This window comes from Shimia sp. R9_2, assembly GCF_017743735.1.
Taxonomy (GTDB): Bacteria; Pseudomonadota; Alphaproteobacteria; order Rhodobacterales; family Rhodobacteraceae; genus Shimia.
Map to the genome: position 1 here is coordinate 84,207 of NZ_JAGHRO010000002.1, position 25,350 is coordinate 109,556.

At 59.3% G+C, this 25,350-nt stretch carries 25 protein-coding genes, 1 tRNA gene and 1 pseudogene; 11 read left to right on the plus strand and 16 right to left on the minus strand.

What is annotated here, in order from left to right; translation table 11 throughout:
• Positions 1 to 41: 41 nt before the first annotated feature.
• Positions 42 to 371 (minus strand): sarcosine oxidase subunit delta, encoded by a 330-nt coding sequence (locus J7400_RS04935; RefSeq protein ID WP_209060400.1) that lies wholly within the window; start codon positions 369 to 371, stop codon positions 42 to 44.
• A gap of 35 nt (positions 372 to 406) precedes the next feature.
• Between J7400_RS04935 and J7400_RS04940 the strand changes: the two genes are divergently transcribed.
• Complete coding sequence (locus tag J7400_RS04940) at positions 407 to 604, plus strand: hypothetical protein (RefSeq protein WP_209060401.1); 198 nt, start codon at positions 407 to 409, stop codon at positions 602 to 604.
• A gap of 119 nt (positions 605 to 723) precedes the next feature.
• Here the strand turns inward: J7400_RS04940 and J7400_RS04945 are convergent, their stop codons facing one another.
• Positions 724 to 1,971, minus strand: coding sequence for a sarcosine oxidase subunit beta family protein (locus J7400_RS04945; RefSeq protein ID WP_209060402.1), 1,248 nt, complete (start codon positions 1,969 to 1,971; stop codon positions 724 to 726).
• Between the two features lie 178 nt (positions 1,972 to 2,149).
• Here J7400_RS04945 and ccmI point away from each other — a divergent pair, with 178 nt between their 5' ends.
• Genes ccmI through J7400_RS04960 form a run of 3 tightly spaced genes read left to right on the plus strand, consistent with a single transcriptional unit; the run spans position 2,150 to position 4,091 of the window.
• On the plus strand, positions 2,150 to 3,379 hold the full coding sequence (gene ccmI / locus J7400_RS04950; protein WP_209060403.1) for a c-type cytochrome biogenesis protein CcmI: 1,230 nt from the start codon (positions 2,150 to 2,152) through the stop codon (positions 3,377 to 3,379).
• Positions 3,376 to 3,861 (plus strand): Holliday junction resolvase RuvX, encoded by a 486-nt coding sequence (ruvX, locus tag J7400_RS04955; RefSeq protein ID WP_209060404.1) that lies wholly within the window; start codon positions 3,376 to 3,378, stop codon positions 3,859 to 3,861. The genes ccmI and ruvX overlap by 4 nt, the downstream gene beginning before the upstream one ends.
• Positions 3,858 to 4,091, plus strand: coding sequence for a DUF1289 domain-containing protein (locus J7400_RS04960; protein WP_209060405.1), 234 nt, complete (start codon positions 3,858 to 3,860; stop codon positions 4,089 to 4,091). The genes ruvX and J7400_RS04960 overlap by 4 nt, the downstream gene beginning before the upstream one ends.
• 60 nt (positions 4,092 to 4,151) lie before the next feature.
• Here the strand turns inward: J7400_RS04960 and J7400_RS04965 are convergent, their stop codons facing one another.
• The 7 genes and pseudogenes from J7400_RS04965 to J7400_RS04995 all read right to left on the minus strand — a co-directional run bounded on the left by J7400_RS04965 (position 4,152) and on the right by J7400_RS04995 (position 12,309).
• Positions 4,152 to 5,216: a calcium-binding protein gene (locus tag J7400_RS04965; protein ID WP_209060406.1), complete on the minus strand. Its 1,065-nt coding sequence runs from the start codon at positions 5,214 to 5,216 to the stop codon at positions 4,152 to 4,154.
• Between the two features lie 166 nt (positions 5,217 to 5,382).
• Positions 5,383 to 6,174, minus strand: coding sequence for a hypothetical protein (locus J7400_RS04970; RefSeq protein WP_209060409.1), 792 nt, complete (start codon positions 6,172 to 6,174; stop codon positions 5,383 to 5,385).
• Entirely contained in the window at positions 6,168 to 6,995 is an 828-nt protein-coding gene (locus J7400_RS04975; RefSeq protein WP_209060412.1) for a sulfite exporter TauE/SafE family protein, read from the minus strand. Before J7400_RS04975 ends, J7400_RS04970 begins: the two co-directional genes overlap by 7 nt.
• A gap of 129 nt (positions 6,996 to 7,124) precedes the next feature.
• Positions 7,125 to 8,117 carry a tRNA dihydrouridine(20/20a) synthase DusA gene (dusA, locus tag J7400_RS04980; RefSeq protein ID WP_209060416.1) on the minus strand — a complete coding sequence of 331 codons (993 nt, stop codon included), beginning with the start codon at positions 8,115 to 8,117 and terminating at the stop codon, positions 7,125 to 7,127.
• A 1,196-nt stretch (positions 8,118 to 9,313) separates the two neighbouring features.
• Positions 9,314 to 9,398 (minus strand) — tRNA-Leu (locus tag J7400_RS04985).
• Between the two features lie 72 nt (positions 9,399 to 9,470).
• The gene (locus J7400_RS04990) at positions 9,471 to 10,526 is read right to left on the minus strand and encodes a Hint domain-containing protein (RefSeq protein ID WP_209060419.1); all 1,056 of its coding nucleotides are present in this window, start codon (positions 10,524 to 10,526) and stop codon (positions 9,471 to 9,473) included.
• A 104-nt stretch (positions 10,527 to 10,630) separates the two neighbouring features.
• A pseudogene (locus tag J7400_RS04995) lies at positions 10,631 to 12,309 on the minus strand (NAD(P)H-hydrate dehydratase).
• 175 nt (positions 12,310 to 12,484) lie between these two features.
• On the opposite strand from J7400_RS04995, the gene J7400_RS05000 reads away from it, so the two are divergent.
• The 3 genes from J7400_RS05000 (at position 12,485) to J7400_RS05010 (ending at position 14,934) form a co-directional block, all read left to right on the plus strand.
• Positions 12,485 to 12,823, plus strand: a complete 339-nt coding sequence (locus tag J7400_RS05000) for a P-II family nitrogen regulator (RefSeq protein ID WP_209060422.1) — start codon at positions 12,485 to 12,487, stop codon at positions 12,821 to 12,823.
• A 39-nt stretch (positions 12,824 to 12,862) separates the two neighbouring features.
• Positions 12,863 to 14,269, plus strand: a complete 1,407-nt coding sequence (glnA, locus tag J7400_RS05005; protein WP_209060426.1) for a type I glutamate--ammonia ligase — start codon at positions 12,863 to 12,865, stop codon at positions 14,267 to 14,269.
• A 134-nt stretch (positions 14,270 to 14,403) separates the two neighbouring features.
• On the plus strand, positions 14,404 to 14,934 hold the full coding sequence (locus J7400_RS05010; protein ID WP_209060430.1) for an aggregation factor core: 531 nt from the start codon (positions 14,404 to 14,406) through the stop codon (positions 14,932 to 14,934).
• A 66-nt stretch (positions 14,935 to 15,000) separates the two neighbouring features.
• Here J7400_RS05010 and J7400_RS05015 read toward each other — a convergent pair whose 3' ends face one another.
• Positions 15,001 to 15,633 carry a DNA-3-methyladenine glycosylase 2 family protein gene (locus tag J7400_RS05015; RefSeq protein WP_209060431.1) on the minus strand — a complete coding sequence of 211 codons (633 nt, stop codon included), beginning with the start codon at positions 15,631 to 15,633 and terminating at the stop codon, positions 15,001 to 15,003.
• 213 nt (positions 15,634 to 15,846) lie between these two features.
• Between J7400_RS05015 and J7400_RS05020 the strand changes: the two genes are divergently transcribed.
• On the plus strand, positions 15,847 to 17,061 hold the full coding sequence (locus J7400_RS05020) for an MFS transporter (protein WP_209060434.1): 1,215 nt from the start codon (positions 15,847 to 15,849) through the stop codon (positions 17,059 to 17,061).
• A 74-nt stretch (positions 17,062 to 17,135) separates the two neighbouring features.
• Here J7400_RS05020 and J7400_RS05025 read toward each other — a convergent pair whose 3' ends face one another.
• From J7400_RS05025 to cysS, 3 genes are all read right to left on the minus strand, one after another.
• Positions 17,136 to 17,918 carry a squalene/phytoene synthase family protein gene (locus tag J7400_RS05025; RefSeq protein ID WP_209060436.1) on the minus strand — a complete coding sequence of 261 codons (783 nt, stop codon included), beginning with the start codon at positions 17,916 to 17,918 and terminating at the stop codon, positions 17,136 to 17,138.
• Positions 17,919 to 17,958: 40 nt separating this feature from the next.
• On the minus strand, positions 17,959 to 19,590 hold the full coding sequence (gene cimA / locus J7400_RS05030) for a citramalate synthase (RefSeq protein ID WP_209060438.1): 1,632 nt from the start codon (positions 19,588 to 19,590) through the stop codon (positions 17,959 to 17,961).
• Between the two features lie 81 nt (positions 19,591 to 19,671).
• The gene (cysS, locus tag J7400_RS05035; RefSeq protein WP_209060440.1) at positions 19,672 to 21,060 is read right to left on the minus strand and encodes a cysteine--tRNA ligase; all 1,389 of its coding nucleotides are present in this window, start codon (positions 21,058 to 21,060) and stop codon (positions 19,672 to 19,674) included.
• Positions 21,061 to 21,301: 241 nt separating this feature from the next.
• Here cysS and J7400_RS05040 point away from each other — a divergent pair, with 241 nt between their 5' ends.
• On the plus strand, positions 21,302 to 21,649 hold the full coding sequence (locus J7400_RS05040) for an MmcQ/YjbR family DNA-binding protein (protein WP_209060442.1): 348 nt from the start codon (positions 21,302 to 21,304) through the stop codon (positions 21,647 to 21,649).
• 54 nt (positions 21,650 to 21,703) lie between these two features.
• Here J7400_RS05040 and J7400_RS05045 read toward each other — a convergent pair whose 3' ends face one another.
• From J7400_RS05045 to J7400_RS05055, 3 genes are read right to left on the minus strand one after another with little or no spacing between them, the layout of a single operon-like run.
• A complete protein-coding gene (locus J7400_RS05045; protein WP_348540145.1) occupies positions 21,704 to 22,150 on the minus strand; it encodes an EamA family transporter in 447 nt (148 codons plus the stop codon).
• 18 nt (positions 22,151 to 22,168) lie between these two features.
• On the minus strand, positions 22,169 to 22,696 hold the full coding sequence (locus J7400_RS05050) for an EamA family transporter (protein WP_209060445.1): 528 nt from the start codon (positions 22,694 to 22,696) through the stop codon (positions 22,169 to 22,171).
• Positions 22,689 to 23,063, minus strand: coding sequence for a VOC family protein (locus J7400_RS05055; RefSeq protein WP_209060447.1), 375 nt, complete (start codon positions 23,061 to 23,063; stop codon positions 22,689 to 22,691). The genes J7400_RS05050 and J7400_RS05055 overlap by 8 nt, the downstream gene beginning before the upstream one ends.
• A 97-nt stretch (positions 23,064 to 23,160) precedes the next feature.
• Between J7400_RS05055 and soxR the strand changes: the two genes are divergently transcribed.
• Together soxR and J7400_RS05065 are read left to right on the plus strand one after the other, a co-directional pair.
• Positions 23,161 to 23,640 carry a redox-sensitive transcriptional activator SoxR gene (gene soxR, locus J7400_RS05060; RefSeq protein WP_209060449.1) on the plus strand — a complete coding sequence of 160 codons (480 nt, stop codon included), beginning with the start codon at positions 23,161 to 23,163 and terminating at the stop codon, positions 23,638 to 23,640.
• A 246-nt stretch (positions 23,641 to 23,886) separates the two neighbouring features.
• Complete coding sequence (locus J7400_RS05065; protein WP_209060450.1) at positions 23,887 to 25,074, plus strand: aminotransferase class I/II-fold pyridoxal phosphate-dependent enzyme; 1,188 nt, start codon at positions 23,887 to 23,889, stop codon at positions 25,072 to 25,074.
• Positions 25,075 to 25,350 lie beyond the last annotated feature (276 nt).

The window sequence follows — 25,350 nt, forward strand, 5'->3', positions numbered from 1 at the left end:
CGTCAGATGCCTCCGACGGGAGTATTTCGGCAAGATGAAGATCAGGAGAACTCGCGCCAGCTCCAGCCCGGGTAGGTCGCGGTGATCTTGTCTTTGATGTCTTGTGGCGGCTCCAGCGTCTGCGCGGAATAGGTGCCAAAGACCTGAAGTGTCATGGTGCAGCGGGCCGCAAGGAAGAACTTGCCGCAGCCGTTGGAATGACGCCAGCGCTCAAAATGCACACCCTTTGGGTTTTCGCGCATGAAGAGGTAGCCTTCAAAGTCCTCATCCGCCGAGCCGGGGCCAAAACGCTTCAGATGCGCTTCGCCTTCGGCGTGCAGTTCGGTCTCTTCGGCATGAACGCCGCAATAGGGGCATTGAAGGGTTAGCATTGAAACTCTCCCGTTTCATTCCTAGGGTGATTGTTATGGAAACACGCACCGTAATTAGTCTGATTATGTTCTCGATTGTGCCCATTGGCGCGATCGCAATTGGGCTGCGCTATCGATACCAGCGCCGTTTTTCCGAAAAGAAAACCCATCAGCCTGACAACAAACTGACGTCCAACAACAGCGCCGAGATTTCTAATAGTCACCAGATTGGTGTGAGTTCTCAGGGTTCTTAATCCGTTGTTTCTCGAAAGGGTCGCGCCTGACCCTGGGTGGGTGCTGAAAGCGCCCTCCCAGGGGGAGGGTCGGGCGCGGCCCGGCGTGGCCGGGCTACGAAGATTGAAAAGATGCGCCATCAGTGCGCCACCCCGGCCGCAACGCTTTCGTCGATGAAGCGGCCTTCGATGAAACGTTCCATACCAAATTCCGCTGAGAGCGGGCCTGGTTCGCCTTTCGCAATCAGCTCAGCCGTGGCCCAGCCGCCGCCCGGAATGGCTTTAAAGCCGCCGGTGCCCCAGCCTGCGTTGATGAAGCAGTTGCCCAGCGGGGTCTTGCCAATCACAGGGGAACGGTCGCCGGTCACATCCACGATGCCGCCCCACTGGCGCAGCATCTTCAGGCGGCTGACCATTGGGAAGGTTTCGCACAGCGCGCGCACGGTTTCCTCAATGTGGTGGAAGCTGCCGCGTTGGGTGTAGTTGTTGAACCCGTCGGTGCCGCCGCCGATCACCATCTCGCCTTTGTCAGACTGAGACATATAGCCGTGCACGGTGTTGGCCATCACAACCACATCCATGCAGGGTTTGATCGGCTCTGACACCAGCGCCTGCAGCGCAACAGATTCCATTGGCAGGCGGAAGCCCGCCATATTGGCCAGCGCACCGGAGTTGCCCGCCACAACAAGACCAAGCTTGTCACAGTCAATCGGACCTTTGGTGGTGTCCACACCGGTGACCTTGCCGCCCTCTTGGCGCACGCCGGTCACTTCGCATTTCTGGATGATGTCCATGCCCATGTCAGAGCAGGCACGGGCATAGCCCCAGGCCACAGCATCGTGACGACCGGTGCCGCCGCGTTCCTGCCAGAGACCGCCCAGAACCGGATAGCGTGGGCCATCGATGTTGATGATCGGCACCAGCTCTTTCACGCGCTCAGGGCCGATGAACTCGGTCTTCACACCCTGCAGCGCATTGGCATGTGCGGTCCGCTGATAGCCGCGCACCTCATGCTCGGTCTGCGCCAGCATGATCACGCCGCGTGGGGAGAACATCACGTTGTAGTTCAGGTCCTGAGACATGGTCTCATAAAGCGAACGCGCTTTTTCATAGAGCGCTGCGGAAGGATCCTGCAGATAGTTGGAGCGGATGATCGTGGTGTTACGACCGGTGTTCCCGCCGCCCAGCCAGCCCTTCTCGATGATCGCCACATTGGTGATACCGAAGTTCTTGCCGAGATAGAAAGCGGTGGCCAGTCCGTGCCCACCGGCACCAACGATGATCACATCATATTTCTTCTTGGGTTCCGGCGAGCGCCAAGCCCGTTCCCAGCCAGTGTGGTAGCGGGCGGCTTCGCGGGCGATTGCAAAGGCTGAATATCTTCTCATGATGCGTGATTCCGATATGAGGCAACTTATCTGAGAATATGATCTTTTTGCACCTGCGTCGTCCGAGATTAAAGCGCCCATTTGAGGACTGGTTGCGACATGGGGTGTCAGATGTGTGATTTTCCCTTTTCCAGCCCCCTATGCGACACTACATGGGAGCCAACTTGATGGAGTACCCATGATTTTCTGGATTGTTGCCGCTGCGCTGACCGGGATCACCGCTGCGATGTTGGCTTTGGCGCTTTTGCGGCGCCGTGAGGACGAAGAGCACCCCGCCGCCTATGACCTGCGTGTCTATCGCGACCAGCTCAAGGAAGTGGACCGCGATCTGGCGCGAGGCGTAATCGGCGCTGAGGATGCCGAGCGGATGCGCACCGAAATTTCGCGTCGCATTCTGGCCGCCGACGCCCAGATGCAAAACCATGAAAACGATGCAGAAAAGACCGGTGGCGGCACCAAGGCCATGGCGGCGGTGCTGATGCTGATCGTCGCGGCCAGCAGCTTTGGCCTCTATGTCTGGCTTGGCACCCCCGGACACCGGGACATGCCTCTGCAGGTGCGCCTGGAGACCCTGGCCGAGGACATGAAGGCACGCCCGTCTCAGGCGGAAATGGAAGCCGAGCAGACGCCCGTGCCCCTGCCCGCGCCTGACCCTGAGTTTGCCGAGCTGATGACCAAATTGCGCGCGGCAGTGGCCGAAAAACCGGATGATCTGCGCGGTCAAATGCTTCTGGCACGCAACGAATCTACCTTGGGCAACCACAAAGCCGCTTATGAGGCACAGGCACAGGTGATTGCGCTGAAAGGCGACAATGCGACGGCTGGTGATTATGTGCTGCATGCAAATTTGCTGATCGCAGGCGCGCAGAACTATGTCTCACCAGAAGCCGAGGTCAGCCTGCGCGCCGCCCTGCGGATTGACCCGCTGAACAATCTTGGCCGCTACTATCTGGGTCTGATGATGTGGCAGAACGGCCGCCCCGATGCCGCTTTCCGCCTCTGGGATCAGGTCCTGCGCCAAAGCCCGGCAGACGCCCCTTGGGTGCCCGCCATCCGCAACACCATTTCAGAACTCGCCTGGTATGCCGGTGTGGATTACAAAATGCCCCCTGCCCCGCACGCTGGTCCGGTCGGCCCGTCTGACGAGGATCTTGCCGCCGCCGAAGAGCTGAGCGCGGAGGATCGGCAAGCGATGATCCAGGGAATGGTGGCACAGCTGTCTGACCGTCTGGCGACCGAAGGTGGCACTCCGCAGGAATGGGCGCAGCTGATCAGCTCTTATGGCGTGCTCGGCGAAACAGAGCGCGCGCAGGCGATCTGGAACGAGGCGCAGCAAATCTTTGTATCGGTCCCGGAGGCGCTGGAGATCGTGCGCGCCGGTGCCGCACGTGCGGGGTTGCTGCAATGACCACCACCATTTTTGAAACCATCGAAGACCTCGCTCCCAATCTTGCGCCCATGACAGCGTTGATGGGGCTCGATTTGGGCACCAAGACCATCGGTGTGGCGGTGAGCGACGGTCTACGCACTGTGGCCACGCCGATTGAGACGGTGAAGCGCAAGAAATTTGGTGTGGACGCACAGCGGCTGGTGACCCTCCTCAATGAACGCGCCATTGGCGGGATCATCCTGGGGTTGCCACGCAATATGGACGGCTCCGAAGGCCCCCGCGCCCAGTCCACCCGCGCCTTTGCCCGCAATCTCGCCCCGCTGGTGTCGGTGCCCATCGGCTTCTGGGACGAGCGCTTGTCCACCGTGGCGGCAGAACGGGCGCTTCTTGAGGCGGATACGTCACGTAAACGTCGCGCAGAGGTGATCGACCATGTGGCCGCCTCCTATATCCTGCAAGGGGTCTTGGACCGACTAAACCACTTGGGGAGCACGACGTGAGCAAGGACAGCGTTTGGAAACGTAACGAGGTTGAAAGCCCGTGCATACAAGTCTGCGTTGTGCATCCGGAAGCCCGGATCTGCACCGGCTGTCTGCGCACCATCGACGAGATCACCCGCTGGTCGCAGATGTCCCAAGACGAACGCGGCACGATCATGGCAGAGCTGCCCACACGCGCCCCACAACTCAAACAACGCCGCGGTGGACGGGCAGCACGGCTGAAGCGGTAAAAAGGGGCACGCCCGTCTTCAGCGTGCCCCTATTTATACAACTTCGTATACCAGTGAGGTTTATGAAGCCGGAGCACGCACGCTGTTGATCACGGCTACGTTGGCCGCGCTAAACCCGCGCCCGAACACTTCAGCAACGTCCTGACCGTCATAGGTCACGGTAAACCAACCATCCCCAAGCTCTGTCGACGGAGTGACCGTAACCGCGGCCGGGGTTTCCGAAGTCGGAATATAGATCACAAGTTGGTCTTCGGTAGTCGAGAAGTCAGAAATCTGGGGCAGGTTATCTTCCCCGACCCATTCGCCGGTAATGAAGACATCATTTCCAGAGCCACCTTCAGCAGAATCCCCAGAGCCCAGAGCGAAGATATCGTCGCCGGATCCTCCTATCAGCGTATCCGCGCCATTATCGTCAACAAACACACCACTGTTGCTACGATCAAGGTCGACACCCAACAGTTCGTCGTCACCAGCTCCCCCATCCAGACGGTCTGCGCCACCATTGCCGATCAATGCATCATCATCTGCACCACCCAAAAGGGTATCATCACCATCACCGCCATGCAGCGTGTCTTCATCATCGCCACCGCTCAGTTCATCATTGTCGGTGCCACCTTTGAGGCTGTCATTGCCAGTGCCGCCATCCAAAACATCGCTGCCGAAACCGCCAAGCAGGGTGTCATTGCCGTCTTCGCCCAGAAGCGTGTCGTTGTCGTCGCCACCAACGATACTGTCATTGCCATTGGAGCCTTCGAGACGATCAGATCCGCTGCCGCCATCCACAGAGTCATTGCCCCAGCCAGCTAGGATGGTGTCGTTGCCATTCTCTCCGAGCAGCACGTCATCGCCATTACCGCCAGAAATGCGATCCCCACCAGGTCCGCCCCGGATGTTGTCATTGTCCGCGCTGCCTGAAAGCTCATCGCCGCTGCCTGCGCCCACAATTGTGTCGTCACCTGCCCCACCATCAATGCGGTCAGGACCATCTCCACCCAGCAGCTCATCACCTTCTTCGGTGCCTTCCTGCTCTTCAAACGACACGTCATCATCACCGCCGTCAGAATCAGCCACCATGGCCGCTGCGCCACCAGCAGCCACAAGCCCAAGCAAAATCAATAGTTCCATCGATTCAGTGCCCCTAAAAATCGTACTCGCATAAAGATGTAGACGAAATCTAAACTCAATTTTTAGGAAAATAAATGCTTAGTTAACGAGCGTTTCCCAGCTGTATCCAATCCACACCTATAGGGCGAACTGTTCGCGAAATCTCCCGATAACAGCCTCTAAAACCTCAGGTATTCGCAAGCCAGGCCACCGCACCGCCTGGCAGTATCGGGCGAAAATAGGCAATGGCACGACACTCACACGAGGGGAGATCCTCCGACTCACTCTCCCATGCCGAGACTCCATGTACAGACAGCCGGTGCATCAGGATCGCCTCGCCGGGCTGGGCGATCAGCTTCACCCTGGTGCACGTCTCAAACACCTGTTTGCGCGCAGCCTGATAGGGCGCTTGCAAATCCACCGCATGCCACATGTCTTGCGGATGCGCCGCCAGCGCGTCCAGCAAAGCCGTGCGCATGATCTCGTGACTGCCTTCCCAGATCACCAAAGGGGCTTCGGTGTCTACATTCTCCGTGAGCGGCAGACCCAATATCCAGGCGTGCGGCTCCGCAATATAGCGCCCGCCATCCTCGCCCTTTTGCAACCCGTCCAGATGGGCAGCGTCCCGCTTGATACGATAGCGAAACCCGGCCTCACTTTCGCCCATGCGCGGTCTCGGGTAACCCGGATAAGTAATGGAAAGCTGCCCGGGGTGCAGCGGCAAAACCTCACCATACAGCGCCTGAAGGGTCTCCACCGGCGCGCCGGTCAGGGCTGGTCCTGTACCAATCGCCCCCGCCGCGTCATTTGGCAGCGCATCCACACCAATGAACCAGGTGTTCTCGCAATCCCACCAAAGCGCGTGCTCCGGCGCATCTTTGGCAATCTGCCCGGCCTGCCAGGCGGAGGCTGCCCAATCGCGCACCGCCGCATCATACGGCAGCTTGGCCCAACCGCGCGCCGCAAAATCGGTTACCATCCGAAGGCCTTTCGCAGCATGTTCAGCGCCACCAGCGTCAGGAACACGGCAAAGACGCGCTTGAGCGGTTTGGGGTCCATGGAATGCGCAAGCTTCACCCCAAACGGCGCGGTGATGAGCGTCATGGCAATGATGATGAAAAACGCCACCATATTGACCGCGCCGATGGTCAGCGGCGGGCGGCTGGCCGGATCGATCTCCATAAACAGAAAACCAATCACCGCAGGCACAGCAATGGTGACGCCAAATCCAGCCGCCGTGGCCACAGCGCGATGGATCGGTACGTTAAACAGCGTCATCAGCGGCACGCCAAAGCTGCCCCCGCCAATGCCCATCAGCACAGAGAGGAACCCGACCGCCGGGCTCAGCGAAAGCCGCCCTGCCCCTTTGGGCATGGCCTGACCCAGCCGCCAATGCGCTTTGCCCAGCCCCATATAGGCGCCAATCACCAGCGCGAGACCGCCAAAGACAATCTGCAATGTGACCGAGCGCAGGTTGGCCGCGACCAGCACGCCAATCACAGCCCCAACGGCAATGCCCGGTGCCCACCCACGCAGGATCTCCCAATCCACGGCACCTTTTTTGTTGTGGCTCGCCACAGAGCGCAGCGAGGTCACAATGATGGTCGCCAGAGAGGTCGCCAGACAAATCTGCATCAGCTGCGGCCCGTCATAGCCAAGTGCGGAAAACGCATAGAAAAAAGCAGGCACCAAGACGATGCCACCGCCCACGCCCAAAAGTCCCGCAAGGACCCCGGCAAGCGCGCCGATGGCAAGCAAAAGCACAAGCATTTGCAACAGAAGGGCTGGATCTTGGGACATTTTCGGCTCCGCAGGTTTGTTCGCGCGCGAAGGTAAAGCCGAAATTTCAGCCCCCTGCAAGCGGCGCAAAAGCCGCTGGCGGGAATGTCATCTGCGTGGGCTACAAACGCGCCCCCATAGACGCGCTGCTCAGGCCGCGGATTGCGTCACATGGCTGAGGGCTGCCAGAACGGTGTCCGGCCCGGCGGTCTTTGCGGTGGCGTTTTCAGACAGGTAGCGCCGCCAGGCGCGCGCACCGGGGCGACCGGCAAACAGGCCCAGCATATGGCGCGTGACCTGATGCAGCTTTCCACCTTGCGAGAGATGCGCTTCGATATAGGGCAGCATCTGCTGCACAACGGCGACCGGATCACTGTCCGCCCCCACGCCGTAAATCCGCCGATCCGCAGCACAAAGCACATCAGACGGGGTATGATAAGCAGAGCGTCCGATCATCACGCCATCCAACCCGTCCGCCAGATGTTTCTCTGCCTGATCAAGGGTCTCAATGCCGCCGTTGATGGAGATATGCAGCTCCGGAAAGGCCTGTTTCATGCGATGCACCAGCGGATAATCCAGCGGAGGAATGTCGCGGTTCTCTTTCGGGCTGAGCCCCTGCAACCAGGCTTTGCGCGCATGCACCGAAATCCGGCGCACTCCGGCCTTGGCCATGGTTTCAATGAAATGCGGCAGCACCTCTTCGGGGATCTGGTCATCCACCCCGATGCGGCATTTCACCGTCGCCTCAACAGACACCGCATCCTGAATGGCCTTCATGCAATCCGCAACGAGCTCCGGCGAGCGCATCAAAACCGCGCCAAAGGTGCCCGATTGCACCCGATCACTCGGGCAGCCGCAATTCAGGTTAATCTCATCATAGCCCCGCGCCTCGGCCAGCTTGGCCGCTTTGGCCAGCTCCTCAGGGTCCGAGCCACCCAGCTGCAGCGCCACAGGATGTTCTTCCTCGCTGAAATCCAGCAAATGCACAGCCCCGCCCCGCACCAACGCCGGCGCAGTGACCATTTCGGTATAGAGCAGCGTATGTCTGGACAGCAGCCGATGCAGATACCGGCAATGGCGATCCGTCCAATCCATCATGGGTGCAACGGACAGGCGTGCGGCGGAGTGTAGGTCTGGCTTCAAAACACATGCTCCTTGCGGCTTTGTGTCTGGAGGAGCTGCATCGCCACGCGCAACTGCGCGCAAAAGGCAGCCCAATGATGAATCGGGTGACCTTTCATTTAGCACATCCTTCTGCGGCTTAAAGAGGCAGGCGCTCGGATCGCTGCGACCACAGCTGATCTGAGCGCGCTTTCTGACGTCGTCGTGCACGAGTCGCCCACGCGAATCCTAGTCCGGGACGACAACCACCCAAGGTAGAAAAGGTAAAATGCCGCCCTCCCAGAGATAGCTACCCCCCCTCCGTCAACACAGCCAATTGGCCGATTTAGACAGGGCCTTTACACCCCGTTATCAAATTCACCCCCCTATCTGCAGCGCAATTCACCAGCCCAACCTGACGCCCGCGAAGGATGCCCCTATGACACCGCGCTTCCAGATCCTCCTACCCAGCGACACCATTGCAGACATAATGGAAAGTTCTCGACTGACTCTATCGACTGAGAGCTTGTTTCCGTCCTTTTTGCGATACGTGTTCAAGAGATAGTCGCGAACCTCGCGACCATGTTCCCGTTTGAGGGGGACCAAAGGCATATCCTTAAGCGGACCCAAAACGTGTTCCATTCGGGAGACATGACGTTCAAGCCGTTTGGTTTTGTCAGCATCCCCCCTGAACGCGCTCTTCAGCGTAGATGTTACGGGCATCCAAAAGCGTGATCGCAGGTGCTTCCAAATTCGGAACCAAGACAGCCTTAACCACAAGGGGGTCTTCGCCTTGCTTGACCGAGCCTTCGGCAACAATGGTGCGCGCTTCGTCACGGTCCAGACCTTGGACCCCATCTTGAGACCCTCGGCTCTCAAGATGGCATCACGCCAAAGCATCGCGGGGCTTCGGTTGTCTTCGCCTTTCATCCGCTTTGTGGTTTCGACAACCAACCGATCAAACTCACGCAAATAGTTTCCCATACAGCGATCATCCTAGCCCCTGACTTCTGGCGAAAGTGGACTTGAAACCACTACCGACCCAAAGCGGCCTGAATGCGAGTTCGTATTCTGCGGCGGTAACGTGGGGTGGTTTTATCTTTACACACCATATCAATGTATTTGAGTTTCGTGTGCAGACCCATTGAAATGTGTCTACGCTGTGTGTCGCATTATCTGTGCGTCAACAAGTCTAAGTCTCTGATTTTTCTGCAAATAGGGCTCTTTCATTGAGCCAATGGTGCGGGTGGAGGGACTTGAACCCCCACGCCTCGCGGCGCCAGAACCTAAATCTGGTGCGTCTACCAATTTCGCCACACCCGCACGGTCCGCGCGTCTTAGCAAAGCTTGAAACGGGATGCGAGAGGAAAAACGCACTCCCGGCGCAGGTTTTTTCTAAATCGCCTGCGCGATGATTTGCGCCTCGCGCTGATGGGCCACAGGACGCGCTGTTTCACTGACATAAGCGCCGGTTTTCAGCTCGGGAAACAAGGCAAACAGCTCCCGACGGCTGGCATTTGGCAGCGCCTTGAGCGACTGCGGGCCGGGATTGAAGCTCTCCGTGGCCAACCCGTCAGAGGTGATGATCTCATGTTGGTCAAATTGCACATGCACATAGGTCACCGCAGGCACATCATGGGCCACCGTAACTGTGCGGTCATTCACCAGATGTGTGGCCGCCGCAAGAACCTCGCGCTCCCCGCACCAGAGCTCTGCGCGCCAGCCCAACAGCAGCACCCGATGCTGCGGTGAAACCAGCATGTCACGATGCGGCATCCCTGGTCCAAAGGCATCCCGTCTGATCCGGATCGGGCGAAATTGCGGATGGCTTTTGAGGTCCGCACCGGAGACAGACACCTGCCCCAGCCAGCGGACCTTCTGAAACCCATTGTCGCGCGTCAGCACCTCATCCCCGACTTCCAGCGCTTCCACCGCCTTTTCGCCGCCCTTCACGACGATTTTTGTGCCGGTGGTGAAACACGGCGGCGCAGCGAGCTCGCTCTCATGCACCGGTGCGTTGCCGCCGGGGCCTTCTTTAGCCGAGATAATCTTGAGCGGCACACCGATGGGCGGGAAGCTGTCAACAAAGGCCAAGCCCTCCACGGTGCTGAAGCTGACCTGCGAATTGTTGAAGTTCACCGACAGGATACGGTAGGTCTCCCCAGTGCTGATGTCTTGCACAACAAATTCGTACTCCGCCTCAAGTCGCAGATTGTCGCCATAGGTGACACCATCGAAACTCTGATTTCCATCAAGCACTTGCGAATTGTCATTGTCGTCAACATTGGCATCATCGTCGCGGACAAAAATCTCTTCCCACGCATTGTCATTCAGCGTGATAATCTCCCCCACAAGGTGACTGCCGTCGCCCTGTGTGATCCCGTCCAAAATACTGTTGCCGGAGAGGGAAACATGAGATTCCCCCAACGCCCAAAAGCTGTACCGTTCCATTGTACATGCGCGCCTTGTGTCAGTCTGAGTGGCCCCAGCATGACAAAGAGAGCTTGATAACTGCTGAATCGCCCCCCAAAAGCCTCAAACCGCGCGGCAGCACCTCATTTCAACAGTGTGCGCAGCACCTGAGACAGGGTCTCGGGCAAATCTTCCGCAATCAATCCGGGGCCAAAGACCCGCGCACATTCCACATGCAGCCATGCGGCCGTTTCCGCCGCATATTGAGGTGCAAATCCACGCGCCAACTGCCCTGTGATGAAACCCGCAAGCACATCCCCGGAACCTGCCGTCGCCAACCAGGGCTCGCTGCGCTCATACACCGCCGCGTGCACCCCACACATTCCATTGGGGGAGGCGATCACCGTATCCGACCCCTTAAACAAAACCGTGCACCCTGCCCGCGCCGCCGCCGCGCGCGTGGCATCCACTTTGGAGTAAGCCGGGCCTTTGGTTGGCGGCACAGCCAGTCGCTCGGCAATATCCGGAAACAGCCGCGCAAATTCGCCACCATGCGGGGTGAGCACGACACTCTCATGCAACATCTCAAAAAGCTGCTCTGGTTCCGCCGCAAAAGCGCTCAGCGCATCGGCATCCAGAACAGTTGCACGCTTTGACTTCAGCGCCACAGGCACCAAATCCCGCGCACGCTCCTGCCCCAATCCGGGGCCAAGGCAAAGTGCATTGAGCCTTTGACCCTGCAGGACCTCTGCCAGCGCTTCGCCATCCGACACCCGCTGCAACATCAGCGCGGTGATTTGACAGGCCACCTCCTGCTGCGCCGCTGGCGGCACCCCAAGCGTCACCAACCCTGCGCCAATTCGCAACGCCCCACGTGCCGCAAGCCGCGCCGCGCCGGTTTTGCCGGAACCACCGGAAAGGATCAGCGCATGACCATGAGAGAATTTGTGGTGCGGCGCCTGTTTATCCAAATCGACAGGCAGGTTCACCACCTCCCGCACGCGCTGCTCCTCCGGGATCACCTGACCATGCCTTTCAAGCAGACCAATATCTTTCACTGTCACAGCCCCGCAAAAGGCTGGTCCGTCTTTCAGAACATGCCCCAGCTTTTGCGGTGGAAGGTCACCACAAGGTCTGCCGGAATACATGTGCCCAACACAGCGCCGCTGTCACTGCACAAGCCGGTGGGAATATCGACTGCCACAACCTTACAGCCAGCCTCTGCCATGACCTTGCGCAAATTCTGATCCGCGAACATAGAGAAAATTGACCTAAAAGGTCGCGTCAGCCCGGTGCCAAACAGCGCATCGACAACAAGATCGCAAGGACCTTCGATGTGCACACTATCATCCAACAATGGTGGCGGATCAATCGCGCGCGTGCGGACCGCCCCCAACTCCAACCACCGCTCATAGTTCTCACGTGCATCAGGTGGCAATTTCTCTGCATTCCCATAAAGAAACGCCTCCAGCTCCCAGCCAAGCTGATGCAACAGCCGCGCCACCACAAAACCATCCCCGCCATTGTTGCCCGGCCCACAAAGCACAACCGCGCGCTTTCTCTTTCCGGAAGTATCCCGGGGGTATGGGGGCTGGCCCCCATCAGAAACTGCATTTGGGGCCTGACCGCCTTCCAAACCATCCTCTCGGAGCGGCTTGTCGTGCAAAGCGCCAGCATCACCCAACGCCGGCCATTGCTCAAAAATCGCCTCGACGACACCCCGCCCGGCCCGCTCCATGAGCTCCAGTCCGGTGACCTCGCCCGACTCAATTGCGGTTTGCTCAATGGCGCGCATTTGGGCAGCCGTCAAAATTTCGCTCATTCTCGATGCATCCTGCGATTCAATTCCGCTTATTTGCGCGCCTTATTGCCTATTTTTTAATCACACAGCATGTTTCCGATAGGCGCATTCACAATGTGTTACCCTATCCAATTGTGACCCCCAATCGAAAGTGGTCTGTCAACTGACAAGAACGCACCTGAGGAGGAGCCTCCACATGAAGAAGATCGAAGCCATCATCAAGCCGTTCAAGCTTGATGAAGTGAAAGAAGCACTGCAGGATTTTGGCATCCAGGGTCTGAGCGTTGTCGAAGTCAAAGGCTTCGGTCGCCAGAAGGGTCACACAGAGCTCTATCGCGGCGCTGAATATGTCGTTGATTTTCTGCCCAAGGTGAAAATCGAAGTTGTGCTTGAATCCGATCAGGTGGACGGCGCAATCGAGGCCATCGTGAGCGCTGCCAAAACCGACAAGATCGGCGACGGCAAGATCTTTGTCTCCCCAGTGGAGCAAGCCATTCGCATCCGTACCGGCGAGTCCGGTCCGGACGCGCTGTAATCACACTTAAATTCTAAAGCAATCAGAAGGACAAAGGGAATGAGCGCAGACGCAGTTCTCCAGCTGATCAAAGACGAAGATGCGGCCTATGTCGACATCCGTTTCACCGACACACGCGGCAAGCTGCAGCACGTGACCGTGGACGTGGATCTCGTTGACGAAGACTTCCTCGAAGAAGGCTTCATGTTTGACGGCTCCTCCATCGCTGGCTGGAAATCCATCGAAAACTCCGACATGAAACTGATCCCGGACACCACCTCTGCGTATGTCGATCCGTTCTATGCCGAAAAAACCATCTGCATCCACTGCTCCATCGTTGAGCCGGACACCGGCGAAGCTTACGAGCGTGACCCACGCGGCACCGCCGAAAAAGCCGAAGCTTACCTCAAGTCCTCCGGCATCGGCGATGTGGCTTACATGGGCCCGGAAGCAGAATTCTTCCTGTTCGACGACGTTCGCTTTGAGAACAAAATCAACAAAGTATCCTACGAAGTTGATGCGATCGACGGTTCCTGGAACACCGACACCGAATACGAAATGGGCAACATGGGCCACCGCCCTGGCGTCAAAGGCGGCTACTTCCCGGTAAACCCAACCGACGACAGCCACGACCTGCGCTCCGAGATGCTTTCCACCATGAAGCGTCTGGGCATGAAAACTGACAAGCACCACCACGAAGTGGCGTCCTGTCAGCACGAGCTGGGCCTGATCTTTGACAGCCTGACCAAGCAGGCAGACGAGCTGCAGAAGTACAAATACGTGATCCACAACGTGGCCGCGTCTTACGGCAAATCCGCCACCTTCATGCCAAAGCCGATCTACGGCGACAACGGCACCGGCATGCACGTGAACATGTCCATCTGGAAAGACGGCAAGCCGCTCTTTGCAGGCGACAAATATGCGGACCTGTCTGACGAAGCTCTGTACTTCATCGGCGGCATCCTGAAGCACGCAAAAACCCTGAACGCCTTCACCAACCCATCGACCAACTCCTACAAGCGTCTGATCCCGGGTTTTGAAGCACCAGTTCTGCGCGCCTACTCCGCACGCAACCGCTCCGGCTGTGTCCGTATCCCATGGACCGAAAGCCCGAAAGCCAAGCGCGTTGAAGCCCGCTTCCCAGATCCATCCGCGAACCCATACCTGTGCTTCGCAGCGCTGCTGATGGCTGGCCTTGACGGCATCAAGAACAAGATCGATCCAGGCGAAGCCATGGACAAGAACCTCTACGATCTGCCTGCTGAAGAACTGGCTGGCATCCCGACCGTATGTGGCTCCCTGCGCGAAGCTCTGGAAGCACTGACCGCAGATCACGACTTCCTGCTGGCAGGTGACGTGTTCACCAAAGACCAGATCGAAGGCTACATCGAGCTGAAGATGGAAGAGGTGGAGCACTACGAGCACACCCCGCACCCAGTCGAATTCGGCATGTACTACAGCTGCTAAGTTGTAACGGGACAGTGAAAAGAAAGGGCGCTCTTCGGGGCGCCCTTTTTGTATCGGTTCATCCGTAAGGCAAAAACTACTCTTTGATCCAACAGATTGCTTGCACCGTAATCGCAGCATCAAGGGAGGGTCACATGAGGCTCATTCATCTCGTCGCTACAGCGGCCTGTCTCAGCGCCTATACATCCGGCGCTTTTGCCGACACAAGCATCACCGCGCGTTTTATAGAGGGCGCGCCGAAGGATCGCTTTGAAATCTCAAACACCTCCGCTTGCGCACTTGTTGATGCAACTGTGACCATTGATCTGTCAGGCTCACCGGCCGGGCTGATCTTTGACGTCAGCTCCAGCGGCGCAGGCGTCGAGGTATTTCAACCTTTCGAACTCCAGCGAAACGCCGAAGCGCTTAAGCGCCAACCCCACGTGCGTGACGGTCAATCCCAAGTTCACTTGGATATTGAAACATTGCCCGCTGGCGAAACCTTGGCCTTCACCATTGACGTGGACGACACCGGCGGACGGCGTGAGATCATCGTTTCCAATACCGAGATTGAAGGCAGCCGTCTTATAATCGACCACAGAGGCCAGCATAGCGAAGTAGCATTTTCACAGCGCTCAATGGCTTCTTTGCCCTACGACACCTGTTCAGACAGCGTTGAAAGCTAAAGAAAAACGCGCCACATAGCTTGCTACCTATCTGATCTATGACTTTATCTCTTCAGAAAGGATGCCTCACCGCACCCCTTCGCGCCCCTTATCCACCCGGTAATACGCCCACAACAGCCGCGCCGCCACGCTGCGCCAGGGGGACCACGCCTCCGCCATCTCCCGCAGCGCCCGTTCCTTGGGGCGCTCCGGCAAGTCAAACAGCATACGTGCGCTCTCCTGTAGCGCCAGATCGCCGGGCGCAAACACATCTGCGCGGCCCAGCGAGAACATCGCATAGATTTCTGCCGTCCAGATGCCGATGCCGCTCACTTTGGTCAGGGTCTTGAACACCACCTCATTTGGAGCCTCGCGCAGCGCGTCAAAATCGATGCCTTCTGCCGCCAAAGCCCGCGCATAGCGCATCTTCTGGCGGCTTAGGCCCACAACCTTCAAATCCTCTTCGCTCGCAGCCATCACGGCCTCAGGCGTCACCAGCCCCGCTTCCTGCATCCGCCCCCAGATCGCCGCCGCCGAAGCCACGCTCACCTGTTGGCTGACAATCGCGCTCAAGAGCTGGTCAAACCCATCCGGCCGCAGCCGCAGGGGCAAATCTCCGGTCAATGCCAGCGCGCGCGCAAACCGTGCATCCTGCCCCGCGAGCCAAGCGGCCCCTTCCGCCACACAGGCATCCGTTCTGATAATCCGACCCACGGCCATCGCCCGCCTCCCTCTTTTCGTCTTAAGCTTTAGGCGCACACCACGCGCCACTCAACTCCTGAAACCGCTGCCAGCCCGCCTACCCGGCACAGCAACAATCGCAACCCGTTTCCTGCGCAATCACACTTGCAAATAAACACATTCACATATCGTGATGCGTTAATGATGTCGCAACGCTGGACCTGAGCTAGTGAACAAGCTAACGCTTGGCGCATGAGCACTGTAGTAGACGACACCCGCGCCCGCCGTACCGTATTCATTCTGGTTCTGGCACAGGCCTTCCTTGGCGCCCAGATGCCTATGATCTTCACCATTGGCGGCCTTGCGGGGCAATCGCTTGCCTCCAACCTCTGTTTCGCAACCCTGCCGATTTCGCTGATCGTTCTGGGCTCCATGCTCTCGGCCACGCCGATCTCCAACATCATGCAGAAATACGGCCGCCGCGTGGGTTTCCTGCTCGGTGCACTGGGCGGCGCACTCGGTGGCGCCATTGGCGCTTACGGGCTTTATCTCAGCTCCTTTCCGGTGTTCCTGCTGGGATCCTTTATGACCGGTATCTATATGTCCGCGCAGGGTTTTTACCGCTTTGCCGCTGCTGACACTGCCTCTGATGCCTTCCGGCCCAAAGCCATCTCCTATGTCATGGCAGGCGGTCTGCTCTCCGCGATTGTCGGTCCGCAATTGGTCAAAGTCACCTCCGATGCGATGATCGTGCCTTTCATGGGCACCTACTTCGGCGTGATTGCCCTCAATGTGGTCGGCTCGCTGCTCTTTCTGTTCATCGACATCCCAACGCCCGAAGCCCCGACCGAGGACGCCCCAAAAGGCCGCAGCCGCTGGGAGCTGATCACCACGCCCCGCATCGCCGTGGCCGTGATCTGCGCCATGGTGTCTTATGCGCTGATGAACCTTGTGATGACCTCCACGCCCCTCGCTGTGGTGGGCTGTGGCTTTGAGCAGAACGACGCCGCCGATGTGGTCACCGCCCACGTGCTGGCGATGTTTGCGCCGTCGTTCTTCACCGGCCACCTGATCGCGCGCTTTGGGGTTGAGAAAATCCTCGCTCTTGGTCTCCTGATCCTCGCCGGAGCCGGCGCTGTGGCCCTTCAGGGCGTGGAGCTTGAAAACTTCTTCATCGCGCTCATCCTGCTGGGCCTTGGCTGGAACTTCGGCTTTATCGGGGCCACCACCATGCTGGCAGGCGCACATGAGCCCAGCGAGCGCGGCCGCATGCAGGGCATGAACGATTTCATCGTCTTTGGCGGTGTGACCGTGGCCTCGCTGGCCTCCGGCGGTCTGATGAACTGCTCCGGCGGCAGCGCAGTTGCCGGCTGGACCAGCGTCAACCTCGCGATGGCGCCTTTCCTGATGCTGGCCGGTGGCGCCTTGATCTGGCTGGTGCTGCGCCCCCAGGAAGAGACAGCCTAAAGCCGCGCTATCTTCATTCTGCCAAAATTACTCAAAATCGACGTTGCGCCATAAGGCGCCGCGTCTGACTTGTCTCACCAACGGCCCGACAACGCGCGCCACATCAGGCCCGCGCGTTTGCCAAACTCGCTCATGCCAAGCGCCCCTGCGGCCACCCGCTCGGGCTCCCGCGCCGCCTGACGTAACACCGACTCCGCCTGCCAGGCGGCCAAGAACGCCTGTCCCGCCGCCGCGCTCACGGCCCTCCGGCCTGCCCGCGCTCGTTTCAGCCGCACCAGACCTGTTTCCGCCAACGCCGCCACGGCCTCCGGGCGTCCATCCACCAGCGGCACCCGTTTGGCTTCTTCCAGCGCCGGGATCGCCTTGAGCCAATTGGCCAGCCCCAGCGCATAGCCGACATCCTGCGCCACCTCCGGCGCACAGGTCCCAAGCGCTTGCGCCGCCACCTGCATCAACCCGCCAGAGGTCTGCTCCAGATAGCGCTCAAAATGCGCAGCATCTTCAAACGGATCGCGATAAATGTCCCAGCGCCGCGCTTCGATCAGCTGATCCAGCAGTGCTGCGCTCTCGCCATCGAGCACCAGTGCCAGAGGCGTGACCACCTCATGACGGCGCACCATCCCGCCCGCTTTGATTTCCTCCAAAGCGTCGCGCCACCATTGCAGGCGCATCTCCGCAATCATGCTCTCCTGCGTCACCCAGGGTGCGCGCGCCACCTCGACGTTGAACGCATAGATCGGCAAAAGCTTTTCCCGCGCCGCCGGTTTGGCCGCCATGGTTGCGACAAACCGATCAGGGTCCGCCTTCTGCACCAATGCGGCGCAGGCAGCGATATCCTCTGCCGCATCTGGTGCCATCACCGCCGCCCCTCGGCGCTCACCTGCGCGCGCAGCCGCATCAGACCGCCACCCGCGTGCCGTCCTGCGCAAGCTTCCAGTTCAACGCATCCAGAAGCGCGCCAAAGCTTGCATCCACGATGTTGGCAGAGACCCCCACCGTGGCCCAGCGCCGCCCTTTGTCGTCCTCAAAGTCTATGATCACGCGGGTCACAGCCTCGGTGCCGCCATTGGTTATGCGCACCTTGAAGTCCACCAGACGCACATCATCAATGACACCCTGATACGGGCCAAGATCGGCCTTAAGCGCCTGCCACAGCGCGTTCACCGGGCCTTCGTCACTCAGATCATCGGCGTGATCGTTTTTGAAATAGCTGGTGGTCTTGGCGCCATTGGGCAGCTGCACGGTCACAACCGCTTCGCTTTCCACCACCGTCGCCCCGCGCGCATTGCGGCGGCGCTCGGAAATCACACGGTAGCGCTCCACATCAAAATAGCTCGCCCCCAGCCCCAGCGCATCGCGCGCCAGAAGCTCAAAGCTCGCCTGCGCCGTATCATAGCTGTAGCCTTTGGCCTCGGCCTGTTTGATCCGGTTGAGAATGTCGCCCAGCGCCGGATCGCCCTTGGCCACATCCAGCCCCGCGTCGCTCAGCCGTTTGCGCAGGTTGCTCTGCCCCGCCTGATTGGACATCGGAATGATGCGCGCATTGCCGACCACAGCCGGATCAATATGCTCATAGGTGCTCGGATCTTTCAGGATCGCGCTGGCATGCAGCCCGGCCTTATGGGCAAAGGCACTGGCCCCCACATAGGCCGACTGCCGCATCGGCACGCGGTTGAGGATGTCATCAAGCATCCGGCTGGTGCGCGTCAGCCCGGTCAAAGCTTCCTTGGACACGCCAATCTCAAACTGGCTGGCATAGGGCTCTTTGAGCAGCAATGTCGGGATCAGCGTGGTCAGATTGGCATTGCCACAGCGCTCGCCCAGCCCGTTCAGTGTGCCTTGGATTTGCCGCGCACCCGCATCCACCGCGGCCAGCGAGTTGGCCACGGCGTGTTCGGTGTCATTATGGGTGTGAATGCCCAGATGATCGCCGGGAATGCCCGCCGCAATCACCGCCTTGGTGATCTCGTAAACCTCACGCGGCAAGGCCCCGCCATTGGTGTCACACAACACCACCCAGCGCGCCCCCGCCTCATAGGCCGCCTTCACCGCTTCCAGCGCATATTCCGGGTTGGCCTTATAGCCATCAAAGAAATGCTCCGCATCAAACAGCGCTTCCCGTCCCCGCGCCACCATATGGGCCATGGATTTGGCGATATTCTCGGTGTTCTCTTCCAGCGTGATGCCCAGCGCCTTGGTCACGTGGAAATCATGGCTCTTACCCACCAGACAGACCGCCTCCGTGCCCGCATTCAGCACACCCGCCAGCACATCGTCATTCTCTGCAGACATGCCCGCCCGTTTGGTCATGCCAAAGGCGGTGAAGGTCGCGTTGAGCTTGGGTTTGGTTTCAAAGAACGCGCTGTCGGTGGGGTTCGCACCTGGCCAGCCGCCTTCGATATAGTCAATACCCATCGTATCCAGCGCCGCTGCGATCTGTGCCTTTTCATCGGTTGAAAACTGCACACCCTGCGTCTGCTGCCCGTCCCGCAGCGTGGTGTCATAGAGATAGAGGCGTTCTTTGGTCATTGCTCGCTCCCGCTGGCCCGTCTTTTTCTTGGTATCAATAATCTCAGTCGGACCGTTTGAGGCCCGACCGCCTGTGGCCATCTAGATTTCTTCCAGCTTGGCCGCATCAAAACCAGCGGCAGGCAACAATTCAACACCCGCCTTGCTCATGCGCACCTCAACACCGGCTTCTGTGAGCGCTGTCTTGATCCGGTCCACCTCGGCAAAATCCTTGGTCTCCATCGCCTTGGCCCGCGCCTCTGCCAGAAGTGTCTCATAGGCTGACAGATCAACGCCTTCCGCCCATGCGCCCATCTCTGCGGTCAACAACCCAAGGAACTGCGCCCCAGCCAAGAGCTTGGCCGCATCGCCAGCACTGGCAAACTGGTGCAGTGCCGCAATCGCGCCTGCGGTGTTCAGATCATCCGCCACAGGCTGCAGCACCTCGGCGGGAACCTCCGCAGCAGGCGCAACATCCGCCGTCAGCGTCCGCCACTTGCGCAACGTCGCCTCTGCCTCCGCCGCCTTCTTGGCGGTCCAATCCATCGGCTTGCCATAATGGGTGCTCAGGAACACAAAGCGGATCACCTCCCCAGGCACACCGGGATTGCCATCATGCCCATCCAGCAAATCGCGCACTGTGAAAAAGTTGCCAAGGCTCTTGGACATCTTCTTGCCCTCCACCTGCAGCATCTCATTGTGCAGCCAATAGTTCGCCATCGGCGCGCCCTTGTTGGCACAGCAGCTCTGGGCAATCTCATTCTCATGATGCGGGAACATCAGATCATTGCCGCCCCCGTGAATGTCAAAAGACGCCCCCAGAATTTCATAGGACATAGCAGAGCACTCAATGTGCCAGCCCGGACGCCCAAGGCCCCAGGGGCTCTCCCAGCCGGGCAGATCCTCGCTGGAAGGCTTCCAGAGCACAAAATCCATCGGATCTTCTTTGTAACTCGCCACCTCAACCCGCGCGCCCGCAATCATATCATCCACCGAACGGCCCGAGAGCTTGCCGTAGTCGTCATACTTGCGCACCCGAAACAGCACATGCCCGTCATGGGCATAGGCAAAGCCATCCGCGATCAGCTTTTCAATCATGGTGATCATCTGATCGATATACTGCGTGGCACGCGGCATTTCGTTGGGCTCCATCGCTCCCAACGCCCCCATATCATCAAGATACCATTGCGTGGTCTCCGCGGTGATCTCGCCAATCGCCCGCCCGCTCTCGGCCGCACGCGCGTTGATCTTGTCATCCACATCGGTGAAGTTGCGCACATAGGTCACCGCCTCTGGGCCATAGACCTCCCGCAGCAGGCGGTAGAGCACATCAAACACCACCACAGGCCGCGCATTGCCAATATGAGCGCGATCATAGACCGTCGGCCCACAGACATACATCCGCACATCATCCGCTTTGATTGGCGTAAAAATCTCTTTCTTACGGCTCAGAGTGTTGTGCAGCGTGATCTCGGTTCGGATCTCAGTCATAAGTGGCTCCTCAGCACACGGGTTTCGCGTGGCGGGCTTACCAACTCTCTCTCATTTTTGAAATAGAAGACCGGCCCGCGTGACGATGTCAGCAGGTAATGCAGCAGCAAATAATGATGGTGCGTGCGGTTTTCATAGGGGCGACCCTAGGCGGCGCACCCTCGACCGTCAAGAGACCTCTGCCCTCAAGTGCGCTCTAATCACTGTTGACCCACTGTCGCCCTCCGCCCAAACTCAGCGCATGAGCCGAGACACCGTCAACACCATCTGCGCGGCCCTTCCGGGCGCTGAGCTGTCTGATCCCTTTGGCGGCGGGCATGATGCGTGGAAAGTGGGTGGCAAAATGTTTGCCTGCATCGGCAGCCAGAACACCGGCGTGTCGGTGAAAACCGACAGCATCGAAACCGCGCAAATGCTGATTGATGCGGGTGTCGGCGTCAAAGCGCCCTATTTCCACCGCAGCTGGATTCACCTGCCGCTGGAGTCCGATCCCGAGGAGCTCCGCCACCGCATTCTGGTGTCCTATGACATCGTGCGCAGCGGCCTGACCAAAAAACTGCAAGCAAGCCTGCCCGCGCGCAGCTCATAGGCGCGAAACAGCCCGCAGCGCAGCGCCCCGGGCCATCTCTGTTATAATGCGATATTACAACACCTTAATACGTGGAGCGGATGTTTCACTCACTGGCGCGGCACAGGCTCCAAGCCGCGCGCGGGTCCGCCGACCAAGCGGCATCGGCAGCGAAACATCCAACGGCCGGTTCCTCTGCGCCAGCACCGTGAGCGCGATGCCCAGTGCCGTGATCGCTGCGCCCATCCAGCTCAGCATCCCGTAGCGCTCGCCCAGCAACAGCACACCAATCACCAGTCCCACCGCCGCCGCCACATAGCCGATCTGGCTTAACAACACCGGACCGCCCAGCTGCTGCAGCTTAAAATAAGCCGGAAAGGTCAGCGCCGCCGCAACCACCTGAAAAGTCGCGGCCCAAGGCACCGCAGAGAGGCTCCCAATGTCCACGCCATCACCGCGCCAGATCATCACCGCCATAAGCGCCACAATCGCCACCCCATGGCTCCAGAACGCCAGCGCTATCGGATGCGCGCCTTCAGGCTAATCCAGCGTGCGATACACATTACCCGCCGCCAAAATCAACGGAATCGCCAGCCCGGCAAGCGACCACCAAAGCGTGCCCTCCACGCCGCCCCGCCCAAAGGCCACCAGCAACGCCCCGATCAGACCAAATCCGATGCCCCAAAGGCCCAGCCGACCCGGCGCCTTCATGCCAAACAACACAGACAGCGCCAGCGTGGCCACCGGAGACAGGGCGAACATCATCCCGACCTGCCCCGCACCAAGCTTGGGCACCAGACCAAAGATCATCAGATTGATCCCGGCAAAACTCACCAGTCCCGAGATCACCACATAGCGCAGCATGCGCCCCTTGGGCCATGACAGCTGCCCCCGCACCCCCAGCACCGGCAACAGGCTGAGGCTCGCGCCCATCGACACCAGCAAGGCCCAGACCATCGGCGACACACCGGCGGCAAAGGAAATCTTGCTCAGCGGAAAGCCAACGCCCAACAGCGCGCCACACCACAACAACAGCCCCACCGGGCCCACTCCGCGTGTATCAGGCATAGCTCACCACCTCATATTCAATCTCATCCGGCCCATCGAAATAGAAACGCTTCCCCGGCTCGTAATCGGCGTGGCTGGTCGGCACAAATCCAGCCGCCTTCACCCGCGCCTCAATCAGGTCGAGATCGCGCACCACGATCCCCACATGGTTCAGCCCACCCGCCCGGTAATAGCTGCTTTCCGCATTTTGAATATCCACGGGCGGCGCATAGAGCGCGAGATAGCTTTCTGCCTCCCCGACATGCACGCTGTACCCACCATGGATGGAATCACCTTCCCAACGGACCTGCCAATCAAACAAATCACACAGGATCGCGGCGGTCGCCTTCGGGTCACGGACAGTCAGGTTCACATGCTCAAGTTTCATCTCTCTGGTCCTTTCTCAAACTCATCCATGGACACAGGCTAATTCTTCAAGTTAACTTGAATGCAAGACATTCTTTTCGTTTTAAAACAGTGATGTAATGAAATCACCAAAACAAATCCGCCTGCGACCAACCGGATTGACCATCGGTCAAATCTCAGAACGCACCGGCCTCGCGCCCTCCGCAATCCGCTTTTATGAGGAACAAGGCATCGTTTTTCCGCATCGCACCGACACAGGACAGCGCCGCTATGAACGCGCGGATATCCGGCGCTTATCCTTCGTGATGATTTCCCAATCTCTCGGATTTTCGATCTCCGAAATCCGCACCGCCCTCGCAACACTGCCGGAAAACCGCACCCCAACCAAAGCCGACTGGCAGGCCATTTCCGAGCAGTTCCGCCGCGCGCTGGATGACCGCATCGCCCAGATGACCGCCCTGCGCGACCGGCTCGACGGCTGCATCGGCTGCGGCTGCCTCAGCCTGTCCAATTGCAAACTCTACAACCCCGACGACCGCGCCCGCACCCGCGGCACCGGCCCGCGCTACCTGATGGGTGACACCCCATCGGACCTGTAGCGCCAGCCTTTCTCATTCGCAAAATATCCCGGGGTGGCCACATCGCAGATGTGGCAGGGGCAGCGCCCCTTCCAATCAATGCCACGCAAGCCGCCTCACATACATCGCGCGCCTGCTCCAATCCGCCTTATCACTCAGCATCGCGCCGCCACAAATGGCGGGAATGCCCCCCATCACCACAATGAATTTGACTTCCGGCCCGTCCATCAGCCACCACAGGCGCAACAACTATTCGGGGAGCGCGACATGAAACTATCTGAACGTCTGACAGACATCACCGGCGGCGGATCTGACGGCTGGGATGTGTTTTACAAAGCCCGCCGCATGGTGGCTGAGGGCGTGAATGTCACCGAACTCACCATTGGCGAACATGACATCCGCACCGACCCGATTATCCTCGCTGCCATGGATCAATCCGCGCGTGGCGGTCACACCGGCTATGCCATGGTGCCCGGCACCCAGGAATTGCGCGAGACCGTGGCGACCCGTCTGACCGAGCGCACCGGCGTGCCAACCAGCTACAAAAACATCCTGATCACACCGGGCGGTCAGTCTGCGCTCTTTGCCGCGCATACCGCAACCTGTTCCGCTGGTGCGCGTGCGCTCTATATCGATCCCTATTATGCCACCTACCCGGGCACCATCCGCGGCGTCGGTGCGGTGCCTGTGCCAATCCGCACCCACGCGGACAACGCCTTTAAACCCCGCCCCGAAGAGATCGCTGCCGAGGCCGCCAAAGGGGCGGCGTCCCTGTTGATCAACACCCCGAATAACCCCACCGGTACCGTCTACGGCCGCGACACACTGGAAGGCATCGCAGAGGTCTGTATCACCCATGACCTCTGGCTGATTTCAGATGAGGTCTATGACACGCAGGTCTGGGAAGGCGATCATATCAGCCCCCGCGCCCTGCCCGGCATGGCCGAGCGCACGCTGGTGGTCGGTTCCATGTCCAAGAGCCACGCCATGACCGGCAGCCGCATCGGCTGGATCGCCGGCCCGGAAGAGGCCATCACCCATCTGATCAATCTTGCAACCCACACCACCTACGGTGTTCCCGGCTTCATTCAGGACGCCGCCGTCTTTGCTCTGGCACAAGGGGAGCCCTTGGAAGAAGAGGTCTCCGCCCCCTTCAAACGCCGCCGCGAATTGGCCAAAGCCATTCTTAGCGAGCAGAACACAGTGGGTCTGATCCCCGCACAGGGCGCGATGTATATCATGCTCGACGTGCGCGCGACGGGCCTGTCAGGCGAAGAGTTTGCCAACTCCCTGCTCGACACCCACCACATCGCCACCATGCCGGGCGAGAGCTTCGGCCAATCCGCCCACGGCCATATCCGCGTTGCCATGACGGTTGCTGACGACCGCTTTGAAGCGGCGCTGCACACCCTCGTGGCCCATGCTGAAAAGCTGTCAGAGCAGGTCCCTGCATAGGGAACAGCCTCCGGTACCGCGCTGAAATTCGGGCTAAAATCCCGTTTAAAATCATTGTGAAACGCCTGTTCGCGACAAATGTCGCTTTTGGACGGGACGCGACGATTTTAGCCCCACAAACTGCCTTGTATTGGGAGGAGCCAATGCAAGGCGTGCGCAGCAAAATCAAACTGGTGAGCCGCACCATCGGGGCCGAACGCGGCCGCGCGGCACGGGGTCGCCCGTAAGACGTTGTCAGAAAGCACTTTCTCACAACACTTACAGGACAGACCCAAA